We start from the raw sequence: 24,297 nt of genomic DNA, 5'->3' as shown, positions 1-24,297 counted from the left end.
GCGGCCGGTATTCCCGGCCGCTGGCGGTGCGAACCGCCGTGGGCCGGGTATCTGGCGGACATGACCGACCTCTACCCGCCCGCCGACGACCGCGAACTGCTGCGCCAGGCGGCTGCCGCGCACACCGCCGCCACCCGCGAGGTGGAGGCTTTCCTGCGCCGCCTACCGGCGGTGCCCGACCCGGCCGACGTGACCGAGTACGCCAACCTGCTCACCCGAGAGGACCAGACCCGCGGTGACCGGGACGCCGCCGCCGACGCGGCGGGCCTGACCATTGCAAGCCTGGAATCCGACAAGGGCCAGTAGCAGGACGCCGAACGGTGCCGTCCCTGCCCGGGACGGCACCGTCGTGCGGTCGCTCAGCGTTCGACGAGCGGGTCGTGACCCAGGTCCAGCAGGGAGTGCCGCCAGCTGTCGTCGGCGTTGCCGCGCGACGGCTTGGCGTCCATCAGCTCGCGGATCCGCTCGACCGCCTCCCGCATCACCTCGATGTCCTCCGGGGTGAGGTCCACCTTGCGCTTGGTGAGCACCTTGAGGATCTCCCGGCCGGGCTGGGGCAGGTCGAGGTTCGGGTTCGGGCTGAACGACTCCTCTCCCGAACCCCGGGTCAGCAGCCAGGTTCGCAGCTGCTCCGACGGGACGTTGACCTCGGCGTGGAAGTCCTCCCAGAGCACTTCCACCTCGGGGTCGAGCCGCGCTTCGCGTACCATCAGGTCTCCTCTCCGGGCGGCGGCCCGGACGTCTCCGGGTCGTCCTGGTCGGTCTTCGGATGCAGGCCCTCCGCGGGCACCCGCGTCCGGCGGGGGTTCGCGGTGGGCGGCGCCAGGATCGGGTCGGGATGGTCGTCCTCGTCCCGGGGTTTCGCGGACTCCGCGGGCTGGTGCGGGTCCTCGTGTTCGTCCCTTCGCGCCGGCCCGCTCATCGCGGGTGTGTGGTCGTGGCGGCGGTGTACCCCCGCTCGCCCGCGGTCACGTCGAAGGTGAGTGCGCCGTCGCGGACGTCCACAGTGACCTTCTGCCCCGGCGAGATCGCCGACTCCAGCAGCATCCGGGACAGGTGGTTGTCCACCTCCCGCTGGATCACCCGGCGCAGCGGGCGGGCACCGAACTCCGGCTGGTAGCCGTGTTCGGCGAGCCAGTCGATGCCGGCGGTGGTGAACTCCACCTGGAGGTCCTGGGCGTGCATCCGGCGGCGGGTCTCCTCCAGCAGCAGCGCGGTGATGTCGCGCAGCTGCTCGGCCTCCAGCCGGCGGAAGATGATGACCTCGTCGATGCGGTTGAGGAACTCCGGGCGGAAGTTCTCCTGCAGGCGGCGCATGAGCCGCTCCCGCAGCTCGTTGCTCTCCTGCTCGCTGCCCACGTCCCCGGTGCCGAAGCCGACCGAGCGCTGGGCGCCGGTGATCAGCTCGGAACCGAGGTTGCTCGTCATGATCAGGACGGTGTTCTTGAAGTTCACGGTGCGACCCTGACTGTCGGTGAGCCGCCCGTCGTCGAGCACCTGGAGCAGGATGTTGAACACGTCCGGGTGGGCCTTCTCGATCTCGTCGAGCAGCACCACCGCGTACGGGCGGCGCCGCACCGCCTCGGTGAGCTGACCGGCCTCCTCGTAGCCGACGTATCCGGGCGGAGCGCCGACCAGCCGGCTGACCGTGTGCCGCTCCTGGAACTCGCTCATGTCCACCCGGACCATCCGGTCCGCCTCGCCGAACAACGCCTCGGCCAGGGCGCGCGCCAACTCGGTCTTGCCGACGCCGGTCGGGCCGAGGAACAGGAAGCTGCCCATCGGCCGTTCCGGGTCGGCCAGCCCGGCCCGGGAGCGGCGCACCGCCTCGGCGACCGCGGTGACCGCGTCGTCCTGACCGACCACCTTCTGGTGCAGGTGGCCCTCCAGGCGCAGCAGCCGGTCGCGTTCCTCCTCGGTGAGCTGGCTGACCGGGATGCCGGTGGCCCGGGAGACCACCTCGGCGATCTCCTGCGGGCCCACCTCGGGCACCTGGGAGCCGGACGAACCGTCCTCGCCGTTCGCCCGTCGAATGTCCTCCTCCAACTCGGCGATCCGGTCGCGCAGCGCGGAGGCCCGCTCGTACTGCTCGTCGGTGACGGCCTGTTCCTTGTCCCGGCGTACATCGTCGAGTTCCTGCTCCAGCTCCCGCACGTCGGACGCGGGGGTGCGGGTGCGCAGCCGCACCCGGGCGCCGGCCTGGTCGATGAGGTCGATCGCCTTGTCCGGCAGGAAGCGGTCGGTGACGTACCGGTCGGACAGCTCGGCGGCGGCGACCAGCGCCTCGTCGGTGAAGCGCACCTGGTGGTGGGCCTCGTACCGGTCGCGCAGCCCGCGCAGGATGGCGATGGTGTCGTCGACGCTGGGCTCGGGCACCAGCACCGGCTGGAAGCGCCGGGCCAGCGCGGCGTCCTTCTCGATGCTCTTGCGGTACTCGTCCAGCGTCGTCGCGCCGATCACCCGCAGCTCGCCGCGGGCGAGGGCGGGCTTGAGCATGTTGGACGCGTCCATTCCGCCCTCGCTGCCGGCGCCACCGGCCCCGACCAGGGTGTGGATCTCGTCCATGAAGATGATCAGCTCGTCCCGGTGCGCCCGGATCTCGTCGATCACCTTCTTCAGCCGTTCCTCGAAGTCGCCCCGGTAGCGGGTGCCGGCGACCAGACCGGCCAGGTCGAGCTGGACGACCCGCTTGCCCAGCAGGGTCTGCGGTACGTCGCCGTCGCAGATCCGTTCGGCCAGCCCCTCGACGATGGCGGTCTTGCCGACGCCGGCCTCGCCGATCAGCACCGGGTTGTTCTTGGTCCGCCGGGACAGGATCTCCACGGCCTGCTCGATCTCGTCGGCCCGCCCGATCACCGGGTCGATCTGGTCGTTGCGGGCCAGGTCGGTGAGGTCCTGCCCGTACTGGTCCAGGGTGGGGGTGCCGCGGTCCGGCTTCGGGCCGTTCATCGGCCCGCGCTCGGCATTGGCGGCCTGCAACGACTCCGGTTGGATCCGGCCGGCGGCCAGCATCCGCCCGGCCGGCGACTCCGGGTTGAGCGGCAGCGCCATCAGGATGTGCTCGGGGCCGATGTAGTTGGCGCCCATCGCCCGGGACAGCTGATGGGCGTCGAGCAGCGCCCGCTTGGCGGCGGGGGTCAACGACAGGTTCGGCGGCACCTCCCCGCGCGGCGCGCCGTCACCCTTTCCACCGAGGGCGTTGAGCAGGGTGTCCGGATCAGCCCCGGCCCGGCGTACCAGGTCACGCAGCGGTTCGCGTTGCAGCGCCGCCCAGAGCAGGTGGTCGGTGTCCAGGTCGCTGCTCTGCCGTTGCGCGGCCCGCCGGGCCGCGTCGGCCAGCATCTCCCGAGCGTCGGCCGTCATCAGTCGGGTGATGTCGACCCGGTGCGGCGGTCGGCGCCCTCCCTCGCCCCGGCCGAAGTACCTGGCCAGGAATTCGTCCCACGGGTCGGAGCCGATGTCACCGGGTCCCATCATGTCTGTCCTCCGCAGTAGGGCTCGGCACGGTCGGCAGGGGCTACCCGGCGCGCGCCCCGACAAACGCCGCAGGTGGCGGAGGACCGGCGTTCCGGGAGTGGCGTCGGGTCAGGGCCGGCCGATGGTGGCAGGCTGACGGGATGGATGAGACCCCGCTGCTGATCGTGGATGGCGCCAACGTGGTGGGCTCGCGCCCGAACGGTTGGTGGCGTGACCGTGCCGGGGCCGCTGCCCGGTTGCGCGACTCGCTCGCCCCGGTGGCGACCATCGGGTTGCCGGCCCGGCTCACCGCCCCGGTGGAGGTGGTCCTGGTGGTCGAGGGTGCCGCGCGGGACGTGCCGGGCACCGAGGGTGTCCGGGTGGTCTCCGCCGCCGGCTCCGGCGACGACACTGTGGTCGAGCTGGTGGAGGGCGCGCCGCGACGGCGGCGGCTGGTGGTCACCGCCGACCGGGAGTTGCGCGGGCGGGTGACAGCGCTGGGCGCCGAGGTGTACGGCCCGCGCTGGCTCCGCGAGAACCCGACCAGCAACTGAGAAATTCTCGCACTGGGACTCCCACAGATCGGACTCCCGGCACTTCCGGGGGCCTTCCGGACAGGCGGGCAGGAACACCGACAGGGCGGATGTTCTTTCGGAACCGCCGATAGGCTCTAATGGAGATCTCCCCGCCCCCAGGAGGTTCCGCCGTGGCGAGCGTCGCCGAGCTGAAGGCTGCCATCGATGTCGCCCTCCAACAGATCGGAGACGGGCAGACAGCCGTGCAGGCGGCCGGCGAGAAGCTCTCCGAGGCACAGCAGACCCTGGCCGGGGCGCTGGAGGGCAGCGGGCACGAGACGGTGGAGGCGGCCCAGGCGTCGCTGACCCAGGCCAGCCAGGAGCTGGAGGAGTGTCTCGCCGCGACACTTGTCGCGGTGGAGCAGGCGCAGCTCTACGTCTCCACCCTGTAGGCCGCCATGTCCATCATCGAGGATGTCGGCGGGCAGGTCCGTGCCGCCACCGAGGAGTTCCCGGTGGCCCTGCTCGGGCAGGCGCTGGAGAAGTTCGGCCTGGCCGCGGAGCGGCTGCGCTGGGTACGACAGGAGTCGGCCAACCCGATGGGGGTGCCCGAGCTGTCCGCCGCCACCGAGCACGCCGAGAGCGCCGGCTACGCGCTGCGGGTGGCCCAGGAACAGCTGTCGGCCTACCTGACGGCGATCGGGCTCGGCGCGGACGGCGCCCCGGCAGCCCGCCCTGAGCAACGCGCTCCCCGCCACGACACGCCACCGGCGTCCGGGCCCGCCACGGTCGCGCCGGAGCCGGCCGAGCAGGTGCGAATGCGCCGCTGGTGGTCGGTGCGGGTGGCCGAGCTGACCGGCGGGCGCGAGGGCACCGACAACGAACCCGACGAGCGGGTGGACGACTCCCAGGAGTTGCTGCGCCGAGTGGTGGGTGGTGTCCGCTCCGGCGACCGGGACCGGCTCCGCAAGGAGCTGCGCCGAGCCTCGGCCGATGTGGGGCTGGGCATGGCGGCGTTGGCGCCGCCGCTGCTGCGCGAACTGGCCGGTGAGCTGCTCGGGCACCCGCCGCGCGCCACCGACCTCGGGCGGCTGCGCGGCGAGTTGGACGGACGCGTCCGCGACCTGCTGCCCGGGTTGCCGCCGCCGGTGCTGGAGACGCTGCTGACCCGGGTGTGCCGGATGCCGCCGCCGCGCGCCTCCGGGGAGCCGCCGCACGCCGCCGACTCCGCGGTCACCGCCGGGGTGGCGACCGGGCTGCTGCTCGCCCGCCTCGGCCGGGACCTGTCGGCCGGCGCGCGAGAACCGGCGGGCGCGGGGCAGCGAGGCGACGCGGGAAAGCCAGCCCGGGCCGGGCAGCCGGCAGGCGCGCAGCAACCGGGCGGGACCGGGCGGCCTGGCGCCGTTCCCCGCGCCGGCGGTGCGGTGCAGCGGCCGAACACCGCCACCACGCAGCGCTCCGGTGGCCTGCCGCCACGCTCGGACGGGCCGCCGCCACGCCCAGGTGGGCTGCCCCCACGCTCGGGCAGCCCCTGGCGGGACGCGCCGACGCGCCGGGGCTCCGATGGCTGACCGGCGCGGTCAGCTGGCCAGCCGGGTCCGGGAAACCCTCGCCGAGGCGTTGGGCGCCACCCGTACCCGGCTGTCCGCTGCCCAGGCCGACCTGACCGCCGGGCGGGAACGACTGGCCCGGGTCCAGCGGGCGGCGGCCGCCGTACCGGCGCGGGTGGGCGCCCAACGGGACCGCCGCATCGCCGAGATCGACGCCCGCTACTCCACCCGGATCGCGGAGCTGGCCCGGCGGGCCGCCGACGCGGCGCGGCAGGAGGCGCCCGGCTGCGCGGGGGCCGACTGGGCCGGGTGGGCGCCCACGCCCGCCCGCCGGGCCGAGCCGCCCGGCGCGCTGCGGGTCGGCACGGTCCGGATCGACGGCGTCGACCCGGTACCCGCGCTGGTGCCGCTGCTCGACGCCGGGCACGTCCACCTCTCCGGGGACGACCGCGCCGGCTGCGACGCGGTGGTGTCCGCGTTGCTGCTGCGGGCCGTCGGCCGCGCCGACCCCGGGGCGGTACGACTGATCGGGTACGACCCGGACCAGCTCGGCGGCGGACTGGCCGGGTTCGCCCCGTTGGGCACGGCCGGGCTGCTCACCTTCGTCGGGCCGGGAGGGCTGGGCCCACTGCTGGACGACCTGGTGGAGCAGATCCGCCGGATCAACGAGACGGTCCTCGCCGGCGAGTACGCGTCGCTGCGCGAACTGGCGGCGGCGACCGGCCGACGACCCGAGCCGTGGCGGGTGGCGGTGCTGCTCGGTGGGGAGGAGCTGAACCGGCACGAGCGCGGGCAACTGGACCGGGTGGTGCGGGCCGGCGCCGCCTGCGGCGTACACCTGGTGGTGCACGGTGTGCCGTTGCCGGAGGATCCGACGGTGACCCGGGTGGTGGCCGGGGTGTCCGGCGCGCGGATCGGCGGTTCAGCCGGGCTGCCGGTCCGACTGGACCCGCCGCCGCCGGCGGCGCTGGTCACCGAGACCTGCCGGGACGTCGCCGCCCGGGTGAACGCGGGCCCGCCGCCGACCCCCTTCACCGACCTGCTGCCCCCGCCCGAGCTGATGTGGCGCGAGGACTCCGCCGACGGGCTGACCGCGCCGATCGGTGAGGGCCCACAGGGTCGGCCGGTGCGGTTGACGCTTGGCGACTATCCACCGCACGCGCTGATCGGGGGGCCGTCCGGCACCGGCAAGACCAACCTGATCTTCGCGTGGATCGGCGCGCTCGCGGCCCGCTACTCCCCCGCTGAGCTGGAGTTCTACCTGCTGGACTTCAAGGAGGGGGTCTCGTTCGCGCGGTTCGCGCAGGGCCGGCGCGACCCGAGCTGGCTGCCGCACATGCGGCTGGTCGGCATCAACGTCAACACCGACCGGGAGTTCGGGCTGGCGTTGCTGCGCTTCCTCGCCGAGGAGTTGCGCCGACGCGCCGACGCGGCCAAGAAACACGAGGTCACCAAGCTGGCCGAGCTGCGGGCCGTCGACCCGACCGGGCACTGGCCACGCATCGTCGCCGTGGTGGACGAGTTCCAGATGTTGCTGGCCGGCCGGGACGTGGTCGCCCGGGAGGCGGCCGACCTGCTGGAGGACCTGGCCCGCCGCGGCCGGTCCCAGGGCATCCACCTGGTCCTCGCCTCGCAGGACGTGCGGGGCATCGAGGCGCTGTGGGGCCGCCCCGCGCTGGTCGCCCAGTTCACCCTGCGCATCGCGTTGCCCAAGGCGCTGCGCATCCTCGCCGAACGAAACGACGCGGCGCAGTCGCTGCCGCGCTGGCACGCGGTGGTCAACGCCGAGTCAGGCATGGTGGAGGGCAACGAGGTGGCCCGCATCCCGTCGGCCAGCGACTGGGAGACCTGGAGCGGGCTGCAGCACCGGCTGTGGCGGATGCGGGCCCCCGACGCGGCGCCCGCCCGGCTCTTCGACGGCGACGCGATCCCCCGGCTGGCGGACGCCCCGGACTTCCGGGCGCTCGCCGTCCCTCCGGACGGGACCGCGCCCCGCAACCCGGTGGCCCTGCTCGGCGAGATCATCGACGTGCAGTCCCGCTCGGCGTCGCTGCGGCTGCCGCGCGCCCCGGGCCGCAACCTCGCGGTGCTGGGCACCCGCGTCGACGAGGCGTGCGCGGTGCTCGACGCGGCGGCCCGGTCGCTGGCCCGTCAGCACCCGCCGGGCACCGCCCGGTTCTCCATCGCCTGCCTCGACCCGGACGCCGACCCGATCGCTCGCGCCCTCTACGACGACCTGGCCGACGACGCCGCCTGGTACGACGAGGAGACCGTCGGCGAGCTGATGGCCGAGACGGCCGAAGGGCTCAGCGGCCCGGCAAGCCCGCACTACCTGCTGCTCTTCGCTGTCGACGCGGCAGCGGGTGCGCTGGCCGCCCGGGTGGGTCGGCGCACCGGCCTGGAGCAGCTGCGCCGGATCATGCACGACGGGCCGGAACGACGCACGCATGTGCTGGCCTGGTGGCGGGGCGTCGCCCGGATGCGCGCCGACCTTGGTGGGCCGGCCTCCCGTACCGACCAGATCGGCGCCTGGGTGGCCCTGGACGCGCACGGCGGCGAGCTGGGCTCCTCGCTCTACCCGGGCACCGGTGGCCCGGACTGGTATCCCCGCCCCTGGCGGGGGCTCTTCTTCGACCGGGCGGTCCACCGCACCGGACAGGTGATCATCCCCTATGGACCGACACGATGAACGAACCGGTGACCAGCGAGACGTACGCGGCGCAGCTGCGGCGGCTGGCCGACCTCACCGCGCGGGTGCGCGAGCAGCGCGCCGAGGCGCACACCTGGCACGAGCGGCAGTGCGCCGCCGCCGAGCGGGCCGTTGCCGAGGCCGCCGAGCAGCTCCAGAACGCCGAGGAGGAGCTGGTCGCCGCCCGTGAACAGCAGGAACGGGTCGACGCCGAGGTGGCGCACCTGTGGCAGCAGGTCCGCTCGCGCCTCGGTGCCCGCCGCCTCGGCGGCCCACCCGCCCCGGCGAACGGCGTCGGGGCCACCGACCCGGTGCTGCTGCTCGCCAAGGCCCGTGACCTACTCGACCGGGCCGGTCAACCGGGCGAGCTGCCAGGCTCGGTCAACCCGCTGCTGGCGCTGTGCGGGGTGGCCGGCGGTGTGCTGGCGTACGCGCTGGGCGCCGGGGCCCGCGCGCTCGGCGTCGGGTACGGCGGGGACCTGGCGGTCGGACTACCGGTGCTGGCGCTGGTGGTGACGCTGCTCGGGCCGTTGGTCGGCCTGGTGCCGGCCCGGGTGCTGGCCGACCGCCGGCACGCGGTGCTCGGCCCGCGACCGATCACTGTGGTCCTGGGCGCCGGTCTGCTGACCACGGTGCTGCTGCTGATCCTGGGCCGCTGACCCACGCGCGGCGGGTCCCGCCGGCGCTGCCCTCTCGCCGCCTGCCGAAGGCGTGATCGACTTGGCTTCCTGGAAACCGCGTTGTCCCGGCCTCCCGGACACCGCGGTTTGCTGAAAACCGAGTCGATCAGCGCCGCGCCGCCGGTCAGGCCGGGATCAGGACGGCCTCGCGGAGCAGTCGGCGGGCAAGGGTGACCCGGTCGGCGTCGTCGGGCAGGCCGGGCAGGTCACCGACCCGGGTGACAGTGCCGGTGAGCAGCGCGCGGGCGGCCGGCTCGCAGCTCGCCGGAAGGGTGATGGTGCGGTCGAAGAGCCGCAGCGCCACCGTGTCGGAATCATGCGGCACCAACTGCCAGCGCAGGCCGGGACGCACTGTGACCCGGGAGTCGGCGTCCAGGGTGGCCAGCGCGTCGGCCTGGGCGAGCGGTCGGATCGGCGCCGGGCGGGCCGCCGGCCAGGCCCGCTGCCGCAGTCGCGCGGCGACCGCGCCCGGGTCGGCGCGCAATAGCCAGTCCCGCAACGCCTCCACGGTCTCGGTCAGCTCCGGCTCGATGGCGTCCGGGTCGGCGACGTCGGTGCCGAACGGCAGGCTGGCCCGCAGCCGCTGGTCCTCGGCGGACAGCGCCAACAACTCCTCGACCAGGGCGTAGCGGGTGAGCGCGCGGATGCCCACGGTCAGGTGCAGGGAGCTGGCGTCCTGCGCCTGCGCGCTGTGCAGCCACCCCCGGGGCAGATAGAGGGCGTCACCGGGGGCGAGCACCACGTCCAGCGCGGCCGGGCCCTGCGCGGTGGCACCGACCTCGTCGGCGCGCCCACCCCATGGCTGCTTCTCCAGCGGGTCGGGCAACACAGGCGGGTGGATCCGCCAGTGCTTGCGGCCGTCGACCTGGAGCACGAACACGTCGTGGGTGTCGTAGTGGGTGGCGAAGCCCTGGCTGCCGGCCGGGGTCAGGTAGGCGTTGATCTGCAACGGCTGGTTGAGCGCGAGGCCCAGGTCGCGGGCGAAGTCGACGAGCGGCGGCCAGATCCGGTGCAGCCCCTGCAACACCAGGGTGGCCCCGGACGCGTACTGCTCCAGGACCCGCTCGTCGAGCACCTGGTCGCCGATTTCGGCGCCCGCGCCGCCGCCGCCGGTCCAGCGCGACGCCGCGACCAACTGGCCGTCCTTGGCCACGCGCAGGAAGGGTGTACGCAGGCCGCGCCGGCTCAGCAGCTCGTCGGCGTCGGCGGGGCTGAGCAGGTCGGTGAAGCCGGCTGGGTCGGGCAGTTCGGCGGCGCGGGACAGCAGCGGGGTGTGCCCCCAGTGCGCGGCGGCGAACTTGGCCGGTTCGACCGAGACGCAGCGGGCCAGCGCCGCGGTGGCCTCGGCGGACGGAACCGCCGGGCGGCCGTGGTGGCCGCCCGGCGGGTCGAGGTAGGTCATGGCGAGCCGCTACCGGGCGCTGCCGTCAGCGCCACCGTCCTGCTGGCCCGGGGTGGCACCGCCATCGGCGGGACCCTCCGCGCCGCCATCGGCGCCACCGTCGTGCTGACCGGGAGTGGCACCGCCGTCGGCGGGACCCTCCGCGCTGCCGTCGGCGCCACCGTCGTGCTGACCCGGGGTGGCACCACCGTCGGCGGGACCTTCCGCGCCGCCATCGGCGCCACCGTCGTGCTGGCCGGGGGTCGCGCCGCCGTCGGCCGGACCCTCCGCGCCGCCGCCGCCGGTGGTCTGCATGTCGTCATCGTTGAGTGCCATCGGTACTCCCTCGGGTGTGCCGCCCCGCCGTACGCCGGGGTCCGTCGTGCTGCGGGTGGTACCCCACGCGCGATCTTCTCTAACCCTCACCGTAGACGCCGAACCGGGGCGACACGGGCAGTTCGCGAGCGGCGGCGGAGAGTGCCAGGATGGGGTGGTGATCCTGGTGGGCACGTCCGGCTGGCAGTACCGGGACTGGCGCGGCCGCTTCTATCCGCAGGGGCTGCCGCAGCGGCTCTGGCTGGAGCACTTCGCGGCCGGGTTCGCCACCGTCGAGGTCAACAACGCCTTCTACCGGCTGCCCGAGCGGGACACCTTCGCCGCCTGGCGGGCGCGCACCCCGGCGGATTTCTGCGTGGCGGTAAAGATGAGCCGCTACCTCACCCACATCAAGCGACTGCGTGACCCGCAGGAGCCGGTGGCCCGGTTCCTCGGCCGCGCCACCGCGCTCGGTGACCGGCTCGGCCCGGTGCTGCTGCAACTACCACCGAACCTGCGGGCGGACGTCGAGGCGCTGGACGCGACGCTGCGACTGTTCCCGGCGCAGGTGCGGGTGGCGGTCGAGCCCCGACACCCCTCCTGGTGGACCGACGCCACCCGGGCGGTGCTGGAGCGGCGTCGGGCCGCGCTGGTCTGGGCGGACCGGCTGGGCCGCCCGGTCGCCCCCCGTTGGCGCACCACCGACTTCGGCTACCTGCGGCTGCACGAGGGGCGGGCACGGCCGTGGCCGCGTTACGGTCAGGCGGCGCTGCGGTCCTGGGTGGGTCGGCTGACCGACGCCTTCGGCGCGGACGAGCCGGCGTACGTCTATTTCAACAACGATCCGGGCGGGGCGGCGATCGTGGACGCCGTGGCGTTCGCCGCGCTGGCCCGGCGGGCCGGGCACCCGGTGTCGCGGGTGCCCACCGCCGCCGAGGCTGCCGACGACTGAGCCCGCCCGACGACTGTCGGGCGGGCTCGCGGTGTCAGGCCGTCACGGCATCATCGTGGCGAGGTCCTTGGGCATGGTGTCCTTCACGTCCTGCCACTCACCCTGGGTGACGTGGCGGCGCAGCGTGTCCAGCACCACCTGCGTCACCCGCTCCGCGCCGCCCTCCGCGTCGTACGGGAAACCCTGCCGCACCTCGTAGAGGAAGTCGTCGCGGTTGAGCTTGATCGGCACGTCGGACGGCACCCAGCCGTCGAAGTAGATGCCCCGCACCAGCACCGGCAACTGCTGGGCGAACTCCACGCTCTCGCCCACCGGCAGCCGGTCGCGCAGCAGGTGCAACACCGTGCGCAGTGCCGCGTACGACTGGTTGCGCCGTTCCTTCGGCCAGCCGTAGGCGTTCTCGATGTCCTTGAGAATGAGGTTCGTCTTGTCCAGCGAGGACTCGAACGCTGAAATCATCGAGTCAGCCATCGGTCGACCCCCGTTCCGTGGTGTCCCACCGTCGGTCGTCGGCGCGGCGCGGCGGCCCCACCGGGCCACGGCGGGCCCGCACCGGGCTGCCCTGCGGGGCGCGCCGGGCGTTGTCGGCCGTGCCGACCACGTGCAGGACGGCACCTCGCCGTCGATCCGTCACCAGTCGAACCGTCATCCCCGTCACCTCCGTGTCGTCTCCGGCGTCGGCCGTCCCCGGACGGCCGTACCCACCGCGTCCACCCTCCCCGCGGGTGGGGTGAGTCGTCCCCACCCTGATCGGGTGAGGTCAGCCGGCGCCGAGCAGACCCGCGAGGGTCTTCGCGTTGGTCTGCGCATAGTCCCGGTAGCAGTTGTTCATGAGCACGTGGGTCTGCCCGGCCTCGTCGGCCAGCTCGCGCAGCTTCGGCGCCCAGTCGGCCAACTCCCGCTTGGAGTAGTGGTAGCCGAACTTCTCGTGGATGTCCTTGCTGGTCCACTTGTCGCTGTGCCCGTGAAAGCGCATGACCGCGAGGTCCGCGGTGGCGGCCAGCACCGGAGGCAGCGACGAGCGGTGGCCCTGCGGCATGTCCACGCAGACGTACGGCAGTTTGTGCTCGCGCAGGAAGGCCAGGGTCTCGTCGGCGTTGTCGCCGTCGAACCAGGAGGCGTGCCGGAACTCGTACACCGGGCGCAGCGGCGCGCAGCGCTTCGCCACCTCCAGCAGGTACTGCTTGTTGGCCCGCTTGATGGTGAACCAGGGTGGGAACTGGAACAGCAGCGCGCCCAGCTTTCCGGCCTCGACCAGCGGGTCCAGCGCGGACAGGAAGCGCGTCCACACCTCCTCGTACGACTGCGCGGGCAGGTCGTCGGGGTAGACGTTCTTCTTGTCGGTCTCCGGACGCAGGTCCTTGTAGAGCGCGCTGACCCGGGTGGGGTGCCCGGTCAGCAGGCTGAACGCCTTGATGTTGAAGGTGAAGCCGGCCGGAGTGCGCTCGGCCCACAGCCGTGCGGTCGCCTCGGCGGGCGGCGAGTAGTAGGTGGCGTCCACTTCGACCAGCGGGAACTGCCGGGCGTAGTAGGCCAGCCGCTTCTCCGGGGTGTCGGCGGTCTGCGGATACCACCCCGAGTCCAGCAGTGTGCGGTCGGTCCAGGACGCGGTGCCCACGAGGATGTCACCCATTGTGGAAGTCCATCGCGTCGCGGACCGACCGGCAACCGCTGGGGTGGCTCAGGCCGCCCGCCGCTCGCGAGTCTGCTTGCACGTCACACAGGTCGTGGCGGACGGGAAGATCTCCAGCCGCTCCACCGGGATCGCCGCCGAGCAGCCCTCGCACCAGCCGTAGGTGCCCTCCTCGAGCCGGCCGAGGGCGTGCTCGTACTGGGCGCGGCGGTCGAGGATGGTGCGCAACAGGGACTGGGCGGTGTCCCGCTCGGCGGTCTTGGTGCCGCTGTCGGCCTGGTCGTCGCCGGCGGTGTCGCCGACCTCCACCAGCCGCAGCACCTGGCTCTGGAGCACCGCCTGGTCGTACTCCGCGGTCAGCTCGTCGTAGCGCGCCTGGAGCGACTGTCGGATCTGGTCGATCTCCGTCTGGGACCGGGTCGTACCGACCGTGTCGTGGACGAGCATCGCTGCCTGCCTTTCCTGGGCCTGTGGCTCAAGTGAACCGGGTGCCGGCGGCGTGGGGCCCCGGTCACGGTCGCGTTCGGTGCGCGGGCGATCACCAGCGCTCTGTGAGCCGGGCGAGTACCCGCCCGATCAGGCGCGCAAACCGACGAATTCTCGGTTGTTGTCAGTCGTTGCCGCCGGGCTCCACGAGCGCCGGGCGGCGGGGGTCGTCGGCGCGTACCACGACGTCGGCGAAGCTCGCCGGGACGACTTCCTCGGCGTACCGGTCGAAGGCCGGCAGCGCCCACTGCTGGGCCGGGTCGGTGCGCCGGCGCAGCGCCGCCGGGGACAACTCCAGGTGGACGGTCACGTCGAAGGGCAGGCCGCCGCCGAGCAGCAGCGAGCCGCTGACCAGGACGACGCCGCCGGGTGCCAGGTCGACGTAGCGGGCGCGGCTGGCCCGGTCGGCGTCGGCGTCCCAGAGCGACGGAAGCAGCCGGCCGCTGCCGCCGGGAGCGGCCGGGTCGAGCACCTCCCGGCGCAGCCCGGCCTCGTCGACCCAGGCCTCGTAGAAGGAGTCCGGGTTGGTGCGCCCCAACTCGAAGCGCAGCGACGCGGGGCGGAGGAAGTCGGTGGCGCGGACGTGCAGCACCGGGTGGCCCTGGGCGCGCAGCGGGTCGACCAGCGCCGCGGCCAGTTCGTCGACGCCGGCGGCGGGGGCGCCGTCCACGGCCACCCGCAGCCGCGCGGGCCCGGCGGCGGCGGTCGCGGCGCGGGTCGCCGTGTCGGCCAGCCGGCCGGTCAGCTCGGTGACGAGCAGGTCGGGCGAGATGGGGCGGATGCGCACCGGACCATCCTGCCCCGCGCCGGGTACGTCGGTGCCGCCGGTCAGCCGCTGCGGTCGATGGTGACCCGGGCGTCGTCGGCCAGCCGGTAGCCGACGCCGTAGACGGTGGTCACCAGCGGCACGTCCACGCCGACCTTGCCGCGCAGCCGACGCACGTGCACGTCGACGGTGCGCACGCCGGCGTGCTCGTAGCCCCAGACGGCGTTGAGCAGTTGCAGCCGGGTGAACACCCGGCGCGGGTGGGCGACCAGGTGCAGCAGCAGATCGAACTCCAGCCGGGTCAGCGGCAGCGGTTCCTCGTCGCGCAGCACCGAGCGCGACGAGGCGAGGATGTGCAGGGCGGGAATGGTCGGGCTGATCGGGCGGCCCGGCGACCGGTTGGCGGGCGCCTGGTCGGGGCGGCGTTCGGCCGGTACCGAGCCGATGATCACGCCTTCGCCCCGCTCCAGCATCTCGCGAGCGGCCTCCAACAGCCGGCGCGCCGCCGGGGTCAGCGACTCCTCACAGGCCAGCGGGATGGACAGCGTCACGGTGAGCACGGGCGCGGCGGTGTTCGCCGGGCGACGCTGGCCGCCGGGAGGTCGACCGGGCACCGCGGGTTGGGACGTATGCCATCCGGCGCGCGACGAGGCGGGGCTGACCGACATGGTCCTCCTTGGGCTGGTCCGGGTATCTCCCCACGGCCCGGGACGCCGCTTCATCGATGCTTCCCGGCGCCTGGGCGAGGGTCAAGAGGCGGCTGCGTTGCATGAATGTGACAATTGACGAACACATCGGAGCCAGATGCTCGCTCTGCGTACGAGGCCTGATGATTACAGCAGAGTCGTCGAGATGCCCCGTTACGGGGGTCCCCGACCGGTTCACCAGGCGGTCACATCGCCGCCGGACCAGGGCTCAGCTGCTGTGATCCACGCTGATCGGGGCCTCGTCGGCCAGCCGGTAGCCGACGCCGTAGACGGTGGTGACCACCTCCGAGCCGGCCAGCTTGGCGCGCAGACGGCGGACGTGCACGTCCACCGTCCGGGCCACCGCGTGCTCGTAGCCCCAGACGCTGGAGAGCAGTTGCAGGCGGGTGAAGACCCGGCGGGGCCGCTCGGCCAGGAACAGCAGCAGCTCGTACTCGATGCGGGTCAGCGCGATGACCCGGTCGCCCTGGCGGACCATCCGCGAGCCGGCCAGGATGCGGACGTGGTCCGGTGCGGCGGGCGGCGCGGCGGGGCGCGGGGCCTGTCGCGGCCCCGACGCGGGCTCCTCCACGGCACGAAGTTGACCCTCCCCCGACTCGGCCAACTCGCCGAGCAGCTGCACAAGCCGGGCCAGCCGGGGGCTCAGCGGCCCGGGGACGAGATCGAGGGTGATGGTCAGGGTCGGGCTGGTGCGCGGACGGGCCGGCGGGCGCACGCCGGGGTGGCGGCGCGTGGGGATGGCGACGACGGACATGGTGCCTCCTGAGTGGCGGTACGCGCGCCACGCCGGGTGTGGCGTGACGGTCAGCGGCGCGCCCAGCCGGCGTTGACCGGGGACGCGAGGGGAGATGGGTGGTGCAGTGGGGTCGGGCCGAGGGCCGGCAGGCCGGCGATCCGCCAGGCCGCGAACCCACCGACCACGTCGGTGGCCCGGTGCAGGCCGACGTCCTGCAACGCGGCGGCGGCCAGCGACGAGGTGTAGCCCTCCTGACAGAGGATCACTACCGGCACGTCGTAGTCGACGGCCTGCGGCAGCCGGGCCGCGCAGCGTGGGTCGAAGCGCCACTCCAGCACGTTGCGTTCGACGATGAGCGAGCCCGGCACCACGCCGTGCGCGGCCCGCTGGGCGGCCGGGCGGATGTCGACCAGCAGCGCTCCGGCCCGGTACGCCAGGTGCGCCGGCTCCGGGTCCAGCCGGCGCAGCCGGGCCCGCGCGGCGGCCAGGATCTCGTCGATGCCCCGGGAGCCCGGGGGCGGCACGGGGGCGGGACAGTGCTCGGCGGTTGTCTGCATTCTCGGTTCCTTCCGGTGACAGGGTTCTCGGTGGGCGCGGCTACCAGGACCGGCCGGCCTCGGCGACCTCGGCGACCCGCAGCCGCCCGTCCAGGAGGTGATAGCGGGTCATCCGCAGCAGCGCCGGCCGGTAGACGTGCACGCTGACCGCCGGCGCCGAGCCCCGGTTGGTCACCTGGTGCACGTGCCGGGGGCCGAAGCGGCGGCCCGCGCCGGCCGGCAGCAGTCGGGGGCGTAGTCGACCGGCGCTGACCGTCTCCTCGGTGAGTACGCCGCCGACCACCCGGAACGCTCCGGAGGAGCCGCCGTGGTCGTGCAGGTCGGTGCCCTGCCCGGGCAGCCAGCTCAACGCCCACACCTCGTGCTCGTCGCTGACGGCGAGGCGGGCGTACCAGCGCTCGGCGGGGTCGAAACGCAGCGCGACCGGCCAGCCGGCCGGGTCGGCCCATCCGGCGGCAACGGTGAGCAGGTCGGGCTCCGGACGGTGGTGCGTCATGGCGGTTCCTCGCGGGTCGTTCGGCGGGGTGCCCTCGTACTCTAAACGGCAAAGCCTATAGGTTTAGTAGGTAATTCCGTCTGGTGGGACGCAGGTCAGCCGCCCGGGTGAATCAGCGCAGCACCGGCGGGTCCGCGCGGTAGCCCGGCAACGAGGGCCAGCGCACTGTCAACACCACCGACGCGCGCTCGGCGAACCAGGAATGGTCGACCCCACGCGCCCACACCACGTAGTCGCCCGGCGCGGCCAGCCGTACCGTCCGGTCCGGCAACTCCACCCGGAAACACCCCTCGACGAGTACGAGCAGGGTGGTGCGCACCTCACCGGTCGCCCACCGCGACCGGGCCTGCCCGGGCGGATGCACGCCCCACTTCACCTCGACGTCGGTGCTGTGCCGGATCTCCCCCGCCGGCGCGAAGTGCCCGAGCAGCCAACCGGCGTTGGCGGCGCCGTCGACGCCCGCGTTGCCCACGTACACCGTCTCACCCATCGGACCCCTCCCCCAGCGCACCGGCCGAGCAACCTATCAGGACCGGTGTGGCTAACCTGGACCGGTGACCGAGAACCTCGACGCCGAGACGCTTGCGTTCGCGCACCGCATGTTCGACCTGGCCCGAGCCGGCGCCACCGACGAGTTGGCGGCGCAGATCGACGCCGGCCTGCCGGTCAACCTCACCAACGACAAGGGCGACACGCTGCTCATCCTGGCCGCGTACCACGCCCACCCGGACACGGTGGCCGCCCTGCTCAGCCACGGCGCCGACCACACCCGGGCCAACGACCGAGGTCAGACCGCGTTGGCAGCGGCGGTCTTTCGCAGCAGCACCGAGGCGCTCCGCGCGCTCCTCGCCGCTGGCGCGGATCCGGCACACGGCAACCCGTCGGCCATCGAGACCGCGCGCTTCTTCGACCTGCCGGAGATGACGGAGCTGCTGCGCGTCGGCTGACACCGGCACGGCCGGCCGGTATACAGAGTCGGTGGAAGATCCTCTGCCGGAGCAGATGCGGGCCGCCGGCACCGCGCTGCTGACCGCGCTCGACCCCGCCACCCGCGAGAGCGCCGTGCACTCGTTCGACGACGAGGCGGCCCGACGCTGGCTGGAGTACCGGCCCCGACCCCGACCGGGCGTCTGCCTCGCCGAGCTCGACGTCACCGCCCGCAAGGCCGCTCACCGGTTGCTGGCCACCGCGCTCAGCCCCTCGGCGTACGCACAGGCGATGGCGATCATCTCGCTGGAGGAGGTGCTGGACCGGGCCGAGGGCTGGCAGCGCGGGCGGCACAGCGCCGACTACTGGGTGGCCGTGTTCGGCGACCCGGCGCGCGACGACCGTTGGGCGTGGCGACTCGAAGGGCACCACCTGTCGGTGAACATGACAGTGGTGGACGGTCAGGTCTCCCCCGCGCCGATCTTCTTCGGTGCCAACCCGGCCGCGGTCCGCTACGCCGGCCGGCCGGTCTCCCGTCCACTCGGTGTGGAGGAGGACCTGGCCCGCGCCCTGCTCGACGCGCTGGGCCCGGCCGAGCGGGCCGCCGCGATCATCGCCGACGAGGCGCCCGCGGACATCATCAGCGCCACCCGCGGGCGGGTCGACGCGCCGCTGGAGCCCCTCGGCGTACCGGCGGAGCGGCTGGGGCCGACCGGCCGCGCGCTGCTCGACCAGGTGGTCGCCCTCTACCTCGACCGGCTGCCGCCAGAGCTGGCCATCCGGGAGGCGACCCGACTGGACGCCGGCCCACTGCACTTCGCCTGGGCCGGTCCGACCCAACCCGGGCGGCGGCACTACTACCGGGTGCAGGGCGACGACCTGCTGATCGAGTACGACAACACCACAGCGGACGGCAACCACGCGCACACCGTGCTGCGCCGCCCCGCCAGCGACTTCGGCGCCGACGTCCTGGCAACCCACCACCAGGCACACCCCCACTAACCCCGCGCCCACGCCCTCGCCGATCTTGGAGTTTCGGCGGTCGAGGTGCCGTGATAGGCGGCTTTTGCAGGTGCCGAAAGTGCAAGATCGACGGGTGGGGGTGGCCGTCAGGGGCGGGTGGCCTCGATGAGGAAGCGTTGGGCGTGCGCGACGAAGGGGCCCTCGTTGGCGATGCGGTGGTGGAGGTCGCGCAGTGGTGCGCGGTAGCGGTCGACAGTGAACCCGGGCACCGTCCAGATCACCTTGCGCAGGAACCAGACCACCGCGCCGATGTCGGCGAAGGTCGCCCGCAGCGTGGCCCGACGCAGGTCGACCACCCGCAGGCCAGCCGCTTCGGCCGCGGCGACCGCGTGCTCGGGGTGCCGCTGGGTCGGCGGCGGCAACGGCCCGAGGATCGCCTCACTGAGCTCCCGCATGGTGCCGGCCCCGATCTGCTGCGACAGGAACGTCCCGCCCGGCCGCAGCACCCGTGCCGTCTGCACCCAGTCGGTACGCACCGGATGCCGACTGACCACCAGGTCGAACGATGCGTCGCGAAACGGCAGCGGCCCGTCCGGTGCGACCGCGACCACCGACGCGCCGACCCGACGCAGGGTCCGGCGGGCCACCTCCACGTTCGGCGGCCACGCCTCGGTCGCCGTCAGCAGCTTCGGTGGACGCGGCACTTCGGCGAGCACCTCCCCGCCGCCGGTGTCCACGTCCAGCGCCGCGTCGGCCCGCGCCATCCGGTCGGCGACCAGCCGGGCGTACCCCCAGGGTGGACGCTCCTCGGTGGCCCGGCCGGCCAGCCAGTCGAAGCCCCAACCATCGACGGGCGCGGCGGCGGCCTCCGCGATCAAGTCCTCGGCGTCACGCTCAGCGGTCATGGCGGTCAGCTTCGCGGCCGGTCACCCGGCCGGCAACCCATTTGCCGCCGCCCGGTCGGGGTGTCCGCGGTGGATGTCAGCCGAAGCTCAGCCCGTGCTCTTCGAGGGCGGCCTGGAGGATCCCGAGCGCCTTCGGGCCCATGCCGTGCAGCTTGGCGAGGTCCGCCTCGGGAACGCCCGCGAGCTGACGCAGCGCGGTGTAGCCGGCGCCCTGCAGGGCCCTGGTGGCGGGCGCGCCGATCTTCGGGAGCGTGTCCAGAGAGGAGGTCATCCCGGGATGGTAGACCGACCAGTCGCACGGATGCCTGCCCCGCGCACCAGGCCCACTTGCCGGCCGGACGGCGGGTCGGGCCAGGTCGGCCCCGTCTGGCCGGGTGGGGTCAGGGGCGAGTCCAGCGGGTCCGATCAGCGGGCCCGCTCGGCCGGTGGGGCCAGAGACGAGACCGCCGGCAGGTCGGGTCAGGGGCGGGCGATCTCGCCGGTGGAGCCGGCCAGCGCATCCAGGCCGCCGGACTCGGCGCGGCCGCTGTCGAACTGACGCATCAGCCGGGCGCCCAGGTGCACGCCGACCCCGCCGACGGCCAGCGCGACCAGTTCGGTGACCAGGATCGCGACCGACGCGCCGCGCTGCGGGGAGTGTGACCGGACCAGGCAGGTGAGCAGGAACATGGCGGCCATCACCGCGTTCACGAGGTTGAAGGCGACAGCGGTACGGCGGGTACGGTCGCCCGGCACGTCCCACAGGTCGACCATGCCGGCCACGGCGGTCAGCGCGGCGGCGACGAGGGCGGCGACGCCGGTCCAGTAGCCGACCTCGCCGAGGAACGCGGGCCCGCCGATCACGTCGGTGAGGTCGAAGACGGTGGCGCTGACGAAGAGCCCGAGCGGAAACGTCACCAGCATCGGTTGGATCGGGTGCCCCTGCACCCGCAGCCGGCTCTGCATCGGTCCTCCCCCAGGTCGGCGCAGCTCACCTGACCAGAGTGCTACCCGGGGCCGGTCGAGGCGAAACGATGCCGCCCGACTCGCCGCCGGCAGGGAGAACGGGCACCGTGGCCGCAGCCGTCGGCCGACGGCCAGACCGTCGGGTGATCGACTCGGGCTTCAGGAAGTCGGGGCGTCCGCCGGCCCGTGACACCCCGATTTCCAAGAACCCGAGTTGATCACACCGCAGACGCGGCCCGAGCCGCCCACGCAGCCCACGCGGCGGACGCAACCCGGGCAGCCCACGCGGCCGACGGCACCCAGCGGCCAACCCGACCCCAGCGGCCGACGCGACCCACGCGGCCTCAGCGGCCGGGGTCAGTTGTCGCGTTGGCGGGAGACCGTTCGGACCAGGCGCTCGGCCACCTCGCGCAGCGGGATGTCCAGCGACGAGGCGGCGGTCCGCAGCACGTCGAGGGCCTCGGCCGGCGGGCACCCGCGCTGCGTCATGATCACGCCGACGGCCTGACCCACCACGCCGTCGTGCAGGAGTGAGGCGTCCCGCTCACCGGCGAGGGTGAGCTGTCGGTTGCGGTCGCGGACGGCGGCGAGCAGCAGGCCGGCGTGTTCGGCGAGCAGCATGGCGGTCAACTGGTGTTGCGGGGTCAACAGGTCCGGCGCGGCGGCGTACAGGTTGATCGCCCCGATGACCTGGTCGTCAATGTCGACCGGTGCGGAGATCACCCCGCGTACGCCGAGGTCGCGGGCGTGCGCCGTCCAGGCCGGCCAGCGGAGCTCACCGGTCAGGTCGGCGGCGAGGATCATCTCGCGGCGGTGGATCGCGCTCATCGCCGGCGTGTCCGGCCCGTGTCGCAGGTCGTCCAGCCCGGCCAGCCCCTCGTCGGAGGCGGCCACCCCGGCCGGCTCGCCAGCCCGCAGGGCGGTGAACCCGCACCAGCGCACCCCGGCAACGGCGTCCCGGGTGACCCGGACCAGGGCCAGCAGCGCCTCATCAAAGTCGGTCAGGGCGATCAGCCCGGCGGTCAGCTCCCGTAACAGTGCGGCTGCTTCCAGGACGCCGAGGGTGTGCATCACTGGTTCCCGCGTGTCGAGGTTCACCGGTTCGCAGCCTCCGTGCCGTCTCGCGCCTGCCCGGCAAGCATCGTCACCTGTGTCATCGTCTGCTCTCTCCCGACTCGACCGACCAGCCCTACTACCCTGGGAAACCTGGGTCGAAACGGCGTAAATCGGGGCCCCGGTCACGCGCGGAGGCGCAATCGGGGCCCCGACGGTCGGTACGTCAGCGCGAGGCGCCGCTGAGCCGCCGCCCGATCGACGCGATCAGACGGTCCAGCTCGGACCCGAACGGGTTGTCGTGCACGAGGTACGTCCAGGTGGCGGTGGGCCGGACCAGGGTCCCGTCGTCCGGCTGCCAGTCCTCATCGAATTCGGTCTCGGTGAACGTGGCGATGGTGCGGGCCTCGATCTCCGGGATCAGGTCGTTGAACGCCGGAACCGCGGCCCGGTGGAACTCGTCCAGCGGGTCGAGCCGGCCCAGCGCGCGCAGGTGCACGCCCTCGCGGACCTCCGACAGCTCGGCCAGGTGCTCGGCCCAGAGCCGGTCCAGGTGGTAGAGCGCGATCGACCGGGCGGCACGGGCGAGCAGGTCCTCGTCCATCTCGCCGGCCTTCTCGGGCTCCTTCTCCAACAGCATCACCGCGGCCACGTCGCTGGTGAGCAGCCGCTCCCGGCGGGCGGCGAGGGCCTTGCGCTGCTGCTCGATCACCACGCTGTAGCGCCAGGTGTTGCGGTGGATCTCGTGGTTGACGCCCTCGGCGACCCGCTGGGCGTGCTCCACCGCGTAGTCGACCTGCTCGTCGGTCACCAGACCGTCGGCGTTCATCCGCGGCGAGGCCGGCACCGAGTCGGCGGCGTGCCGGACGACGAGGTCGTCCTCCAGGCTGACGAAGAAGACCGAGCCGCCCGGGTCGCCCTGCCGGCCGGCCCGACCGCGCAGCTGGTCGTCCACCCGGCGGCTGTCGTGCCGGCCGCTGCCGATCACGTAGAGCCCGCCCAGCTCGGCGACCCGCTCCTGGTCGGTCTGGTCGCTGCCGCCGAGGCGGATGTCGACGCCACGGCCGGCCATCTGGGTGGAGACGGTCACGGCGCCGTACGCGCCGGCCTCGGCGATGATCGCGGCCTCTTCGTCGTCGTTCTTGGCGTTCAGTACGACGCAGGGCACCCCGGCGGCGTTCAGCCCGGCGGCCAACCCCTCGGACTCCTTGACGTCCAGCGTGCCGACCAGCACCGGCCGCCCCTTGGCGTGCCAGCGCTGGATCTCGTCGATCAGCGCCTCGTCCTTCTCCGCCCGGGTGGCGTAGATGCGGTCCGGCTCGTCCTCGCGGATGCACGGGGTGTTCGGCGGGATCACCGCGACCTCGAGGTCGAAGAACTCCCGCAACTGGTCGCCGACCAGCACAGCGGTGGCGGTCATCCCGCAGACCTTCGGATAGAGGGCGATGTACGCCTGCATGGCGATGGTGCCGAGCACCTCACCCTCGGCGGTGGCGTCCAGCCCCTCCTTGGCCTCGACCGCGGCCTGGAGACCGTCCGGCCAGCGGCGGCGCTGGGCCACCCGGCCGCGCATCTCGTCGACCAGCTCGACGGAGCCGTCCCGGACGATGTAATCCACGTCACGGTGCAGCAGGGCGTGCGCGTGCAGCGCCACGTTGACAGCGGAGAGCTGCGCGACGTGCTCTTCGTCGTACAGGTCGATGCCGAGCTTGGCCTCCATGGCGGCCAGGCCGGCGGAGGTGAACGCCACGCTGCGCCCGTCCTCGGCGACCGTGTAGTGCTTGCCCTTGCGCAGGCCACGAACGAGCGCGGCGGCGGCGTGCACCGGGTCCTGCTCGCCCGGCACCGCGCCGGCCAGGACCATCGGCACCCGGGCCTCGTCGATCATGATCGAGTCGGCCTCGTCGACGATGGCGGTGGTCAGCGCGGGCTGCACCCGGTCTTCCACGTCGGTGACCAGTTGGTCGCGCAGGTAGTCGAAGCCCGCCTCGCTCACCGAGACGTAGGTGACGTCGCAGGCGTACGCGTCGCGCCGCTCCTGCGGGGTGGAGGCCTCGTTGACCCAGCCGACGGTGAGGCCGAGCAGGGTGTAGACCGGCTCCATCCACTGGGCGTCGCGGCGGGCCAGGTAGTCGTTGATGGTGAGCACGTGCACCGGGCCGTTGCCGAGTCGGACATGCCCGTACGCGGCGATCGTGGCGGTCAGTGTCTTGCCCTCACCGGTGGCCATTTCGGCGACCTTGCCGGAAAGCAGCGACATCGCGCCGAGCAGCTGCACGTCGTACGGCCGCTGGTCGAGGCCACGGCGGGCGGCCTCACGGCCGACGGCGCAGATCTCCTCGTAACCGGCGGCGGCACCCGCGGCCGCGGTCAGCTCGGCCTCGTCGAGCGCGGTGAGCTCAGCCTCGCGCGCCTCGATCGCCGGGAGCAGTTTCTCCAGCGGAGCAAGATCCACGGTCGAGCCGGGGCGCTGGAGGAACCGCCGGAACTTGCTCTTGAACCGTTGCGACACACCCATGAGCGGCAACGGTACGCGATTCCGGGCGGCGCGCGCGGCCCGGCCGCCCGGCAAGTTGGCCTTCCTG

The 24,297-nt window shown here is 73.5% G+C and carries 29 protein-coding genes; 9 read left to right on the top strand and 20 right to left on the bottom strand.

Annotated elements, in window-relative coordinates:
- Nucleotides 1–60 precede the first annotated feature (60 nt).
- Nucleotides 61–306, top strand: a complete 246-nt coding sequence (locus tag FB453_RS05425; protein WP_053655798.1) for a hypothetical protein — start codon at nucleotides 61–63, stop codon at nucleotides 304–306.
- Nucleotides 307–359: 53 nt separating this feature from the next.
- On the opposite strand, the gene FB453_RS05420 is transcribed toward FB453_RS05425, so the two are convergent.
- The 3 genes from FB453_RS05420 to FB453_RS05410 are packed head-to-tail and all read right to left on the bottom strand — an operon-like array spanning nucleotide 360 to nucleotide 3,477.
- Nucleotides 360–710 (bottom strand): DUF3140 domain-containing protein, encoded by a 351-nt coding sequence (locus tag FB453_RS05420; RefSeq protein ID WP_112700615.1) that lies wholly within the window; start codon nucleotides 708–710, stop codon nucleotides 360–362.
- The gene (locus tag FB453_RS05415) at nucleotides 710–922 is read right to left on the bottom strand and encodes a hypothetical protein (RefSeq protein ID WP_112587428.1); all 213 of its coding nucleotides are present in this window, start codon (nucleotides 920–922) and stop codon (nucleotides 710–712) included. Before FB453_RS05415 ends, FB453_RS05420 begins: the two co-directional genes overlap by 1 nt.
- Nucleotides 919–3,477, bottom strand: coding sequence for an ATP-dependent Clp protease ATP-binding subunit (locus tag FB453_RS05410; RefSeq protein WP_112587430.1), 2,559 nt, complete (start codon nucleotides 3,475–3,477; stop codon nucleotides 919–921). The genes FB453_RS05415 and FB453_RS05410 overlap by 4 nt, the downstream gene beginning before the upstream one ends.
- A 140-nt stretch (nucleotides 3,478–3,617) precedes the next feature.
- Between FB453_RS05410 and FB453_RS05405 the strand changes: the two genes are divergently transcribed.
- The 5 genes from FB453_RS05405 (at nucleotide 3,618) to FB453_RS05385 (ending at nucleotide 8,869) form a co-directional block, all read left to right on the top strand.
- Entirely contained in the window at nucleotides 3,618–4,010 is a 393-nt protein-coding gene (locus FB453_RS05405) for a PIN domain-containing protein (protein ID WP_091408422.1), read from the top strand.
- Nucleotides 4,011–4,162: 152 nt separating this feature from the next.
- A complete protein-coding gene (locus FB453_RS05400) occupies nucleotides 4,163–4,423 on the top strand; it encodes a hypothetical protein (RefSeq protein WP_030332749.1) in 261 nt (86 codons plus the stop codon).
- Nucleotides 4,424–4,429: 6 nt separating this feature from the next.
- A complete protein-coding gene (locus FB453_RS05395) occupies nucleotides 4,430–5,542 on the top strand; it encodes a hypothetical protein (RefSeq protein ID WP_145788044.1) in 1,113 nt (370 codons plus the stop codon).
- Nucleotides 5,535–8,210, top strand: a complete 2,676-nt coding sequence (locus tag FB453_RS05390; protein WP_145788042.1) for an FtsK/SpoIIIE domain-containing protein — start codon at nucleotides 5,535–5,537, stop codon at nucleotides 8,208–8,210. Before FB453_RS05395 ends, FB453_RS05390 begins: the two co-directional genes overlap by 8 nt.
- Entirely contained in the window at nucleotides 8,207–8,869 is a 663-nt protein-coding gene (locus FB453_RS05385) for a hypothetical protein (RefSeq protein WP_145788040.1), read from the top strand. The genes FB453_RS05390 and FB453_RS05385 overlap by 4 nt, the downstream gene beginning before the upstream one ends.
- A gap of 145 nt (nucleotides 8,870–9,014) precedes the next feature.
- Here FB453_RS05385 and FB453_RS05380 read toward each other — a convergent pair whose 3' ends face one another.
- The gene (locus tag FB453_RS05380) at nucleotides 9,015–10,292 is read right to left on the bottom strand and encodes a JmjC domain-containing protein (RefSeq protein WP_145788037.1); all 1,278 of its coding nucleotides are present in this window, start codon (nucleotides 10,290–10,292) and stop codon (nucleotides 9,015–9,017) included.
- Nucleotides 10,293–10,301: 9 nt separating this feature from the next.
- On the bottom strand, nucleotides 10,302–10,607 hold the full coding sequence (locus tag FB453_RS05375; RefSeq protein ID WP_091408405.1) for a hypothetical protein: 306 nt from the start codon (nucleotides 10,605–10,607) through the stop codon (nucleotides 10,302–10,304).
- 157 nt (nucleotides 10,608–10,764) lie between these two features.
- Between FB453_RS05375 and FB453_RS05370 the strand changes: the two genes are divergently transcribed.
- Nucleotides 10,765–11,538 (top strand): DUF72 domain-containing protein, encoded by a 774-nt coding sequence (locus FB453_RS05370; protein ID WP_145788035.1) that lies wholly within the window; start codon nucleotides 10,765–10,767, stop codon nucleotides 11,536–11,538.
- A gap of 42 nt (nucleotides 11,539–11,580) precedes the next feature.
- Here FB453_RS05370 and FB453_RS05365 read toward each other — a convergent pair whose 3' ends face one another.
- The 10 genes from FB453_RS05365 to FB453_RS05320 form a co-directional block, all read right to left on the bottom strand.
- Nucleotides 11,581–12,009 (bottom strand): DUF2267 domain-containing protein, encoded by a 429-nt coding sequence (locus FB453_RS05365; RefSeq protein WP_112732811.1) that lies wholly within the window; start codon nucleotides 12,007–12,009, stop codon nucleotides 11,581–11,583.
- Nucleotides 12,002–12,187, bottom strand: coding sequence for a hypothetical protein (locus tag FB453_RS05360; protein WP_112587444.1), 186 nt, complete (start codon nucleotides 12,185–12,187; stop codon nucleotides 12,002–12,004). The genes FB453_RS05365 and FB453_RS05360 overlap by 8 nt, the downstream gene beginning before the upstream one ends.
- 111 nt (nucleotides 12,188–12,298) lie before the next feature.
- Nucleotides 12,299–13,171 carry a DUF72 domain-containing protein gene (locus FB453_RS05355; protein ID WP_145788033.1) on the bottom strand — a complete coding sequence of 291 codons (873 nt, stop codon included), beginning with the start codon at nucleotides 13,169–13,171 and terminating at the stop codon, nucleotides 12,299–12,301.
- A 48-nt stretch (nucleotides 13,172–13,219) separates the two neighbouring features.
- Nucleotides 13,220–13,618, bottom strand: coding sequence for a TraR/DksA family transcriptional regulator (locus FB453_RS05350; protein ID WP_091408390.1), 399 nt, complete (start codon nucleotides 13,616–13,618; stop codon nucleotides 13,220–13,222).
- Between the two features lie 163 nt (nucleotides 13,619–13,781).
- Complete coding sequence (locus tag FB453_RS05345) at nucleotides 13,782–14,444, bottom strand: nucleoside/nucleotide kinase family protein (RefSeq protein WP_145788031.1); 663 nt, start codon at nucleotides 14,442–14,444, stop codon at nucleotides 13,782–13,784.
- Nucleotides 14,445–14,485: 41 nt separating this feature from the next.
- Nucleotides 14,486–15,091 (bottom strand): winged helix-turn-helix domain-containing protein, encoded by a 606-nt coding sequence (locus FB453_RS05340; protein WP_145788028.1) that lies wholly within the window; start codon nucleotides 15,089–15,091, stop codon nucleotides 14,486–14,488.
- Nucleotides 15,092–15,338: 247 nt separating this feature from the next.
- A complete protein-coding gene (locus tag FB453_RS05335; RefSeq protein ID WP_145788026.1) occupies nucleotides 15,339–15,884 on the bottom strand; it encodes a winged helix-turn-helix domain-containing protein in 546 nt (181 codons plus the stop codon).
- A 50-nt stretch (nucleotides 15,885–15,934) separates the two neighbouring features.
- Nucleotides 15,935–16,423: a rhodanese-like domain-containing protein gene (locus FB453_RS05330; protein WP_145788024.1), complete on the bottom strand. Its 489-nt coding sequence runs from the start codon at nucleotides 16,421–16,423 to the stop codon at nucleotides 15,935–15,937.
- Between the two features lie 40 nt (nucleotides 16,424–16,463).
- Nucleotides 16,464–16,919, bottom strand: coding sequence for a cysteine dioxygenase (locus FB453_RS05325; RefSeq protein WP_145788022.1), 456 nt, complete (start codon nucleotides 16,917–16,919; stop codon nucleotides 16,464–16,466).
- 112 nt (nucleotides 16,920–17,031) lie between these two features.
- Nucleotides 17,032–17,409 (bottom strand): signal peptidase I, encoded by a 378-nt coding sequence (locus FB453_RS05320; RefSeq protein WP_145788020.1) that lies wholly within the window; start codon nucleotides 17,407–17,409, stop codon nucleotides 17,032–17,034.
- A gap of 109 nt (nucleotides 17,410–17,518) precedes the next feature.
- On the opposite strand from FB453_RS05320, the gene FB453_RS05315 reads away from it, so the two are divergent.
- Both FB453_RS05315 and FB453_RS05310 read left to right on the top strand, forming a co-directional pair.
- A complete protein-coding gene (locus FB453_RS05315) occupies nucleotides 17,519–17,866 on the top strand; it encodes an ankyrin repeat domain-containing protein (RefSeq protein WP_486480210.1) in 348 nt (115 codons plus the stop codon).
- 31 nt (nucleotides 17,867–17,897) lie between these two features.
- On the top strand, nucleotides 17,898–18,848 hold the full coding sequence (locus tag FB453_RS05310; RefSeq protein ID WP_181518493.1) for a DUF3500 domain-containing protein: 951 nt from the start codon (nucleotides 17,898–17,900) through the stop codon (nucleotides 18,846–18,848).
- Nucleotides 18,849–18,955: 107 nt separating this feature from the next.
- On the opposite strand, the gene FB453_RS05305 is transcribed toward FB453_RS05310, so the two are convergent.
- The 5 genes from FB453_RS05305 to secA2 all read right to left on the bottom strand — a co-directional run bounded on the left by FB453_RS05305 (nucleotide 18,956) and on the right by secA2 (nucleotide 24,230).
- Nucleotides 18,956–19,714 (bottom strand): class I SAM-dependent methyltransferase, encoded by a 759-nt coding sequence (locus FB453_RS05305; RefSeq protein ID WP_112737706.1) that lies wholly within the window; start codon nucleotides 19,712–19,714, stop codon nucleotides 18,956–18,958.
- 76 nt (nucleotides 19,715–19,790) lie between these two features.
- The gene (locus FB453_RS05300; protein WP_112698320.1) at nucleotides 19,791–19,985 is read right to left on the bottom strand and encodes a helix-hairpin-helix domain-containing protein; all 195 of its coding nucleotides are present in this window, start codon (nucleotides 19,983–19,985) and stop codon (nucleotides 19,791–19,793) included.
- 188 nt (nucleotides 19,986–20,173) lie between these two features.
- A complete protein-coding gene (locus FB453_RS05295) occupies nucleotides 20,174–20,659 on the bottom strand; it encodes a DUF2231 domain-containing protein (protein ID WP_112587466.1) in 486 nt (161 codons plus the stop codon).
- A 357-nt stretch (nucleotides 20,660–21,016) separates the two neighbouring features.
- Nucleotides 21,017–21,757 carry a GAF and ANTAR domain-containing protein gene (locus FB453_RS05290; RefSeq protein ID WP_145788016.1) on the bottom strand — a complete coding sequence of 247 codons (741 nt, stop codon included), beginning with the start codon at nucleotides 21,755–21,757 and terminating at the stop codon, nucleotides 21,017–21,019.
- A 181-nt stretch (nucleotides 21,758–21,938) separates the two neighbouring features.
- Complete coding sequence (gene secA2 / locus FB453_RS05285) at nucleotides 21,939–24,230, bottom strand: accessory Sec system translocase SecA2 (protein WP_145788014.1); 2,292 nt, start codon at nucleotides 24,228–24,230, stop codon at nucleotides 21,939–21,941.
- Nucleotides 24,231–24,297: the final 67 nt, after the last annotated feature.

It is taken from the genome of Micromonospora sp. CNZ322, from assembly GCF_007827755.1.
Note: the sequence above shows the minus strand (reverse complement) of the source record. Positions and strands in the feature narration are given on the sequence as shown.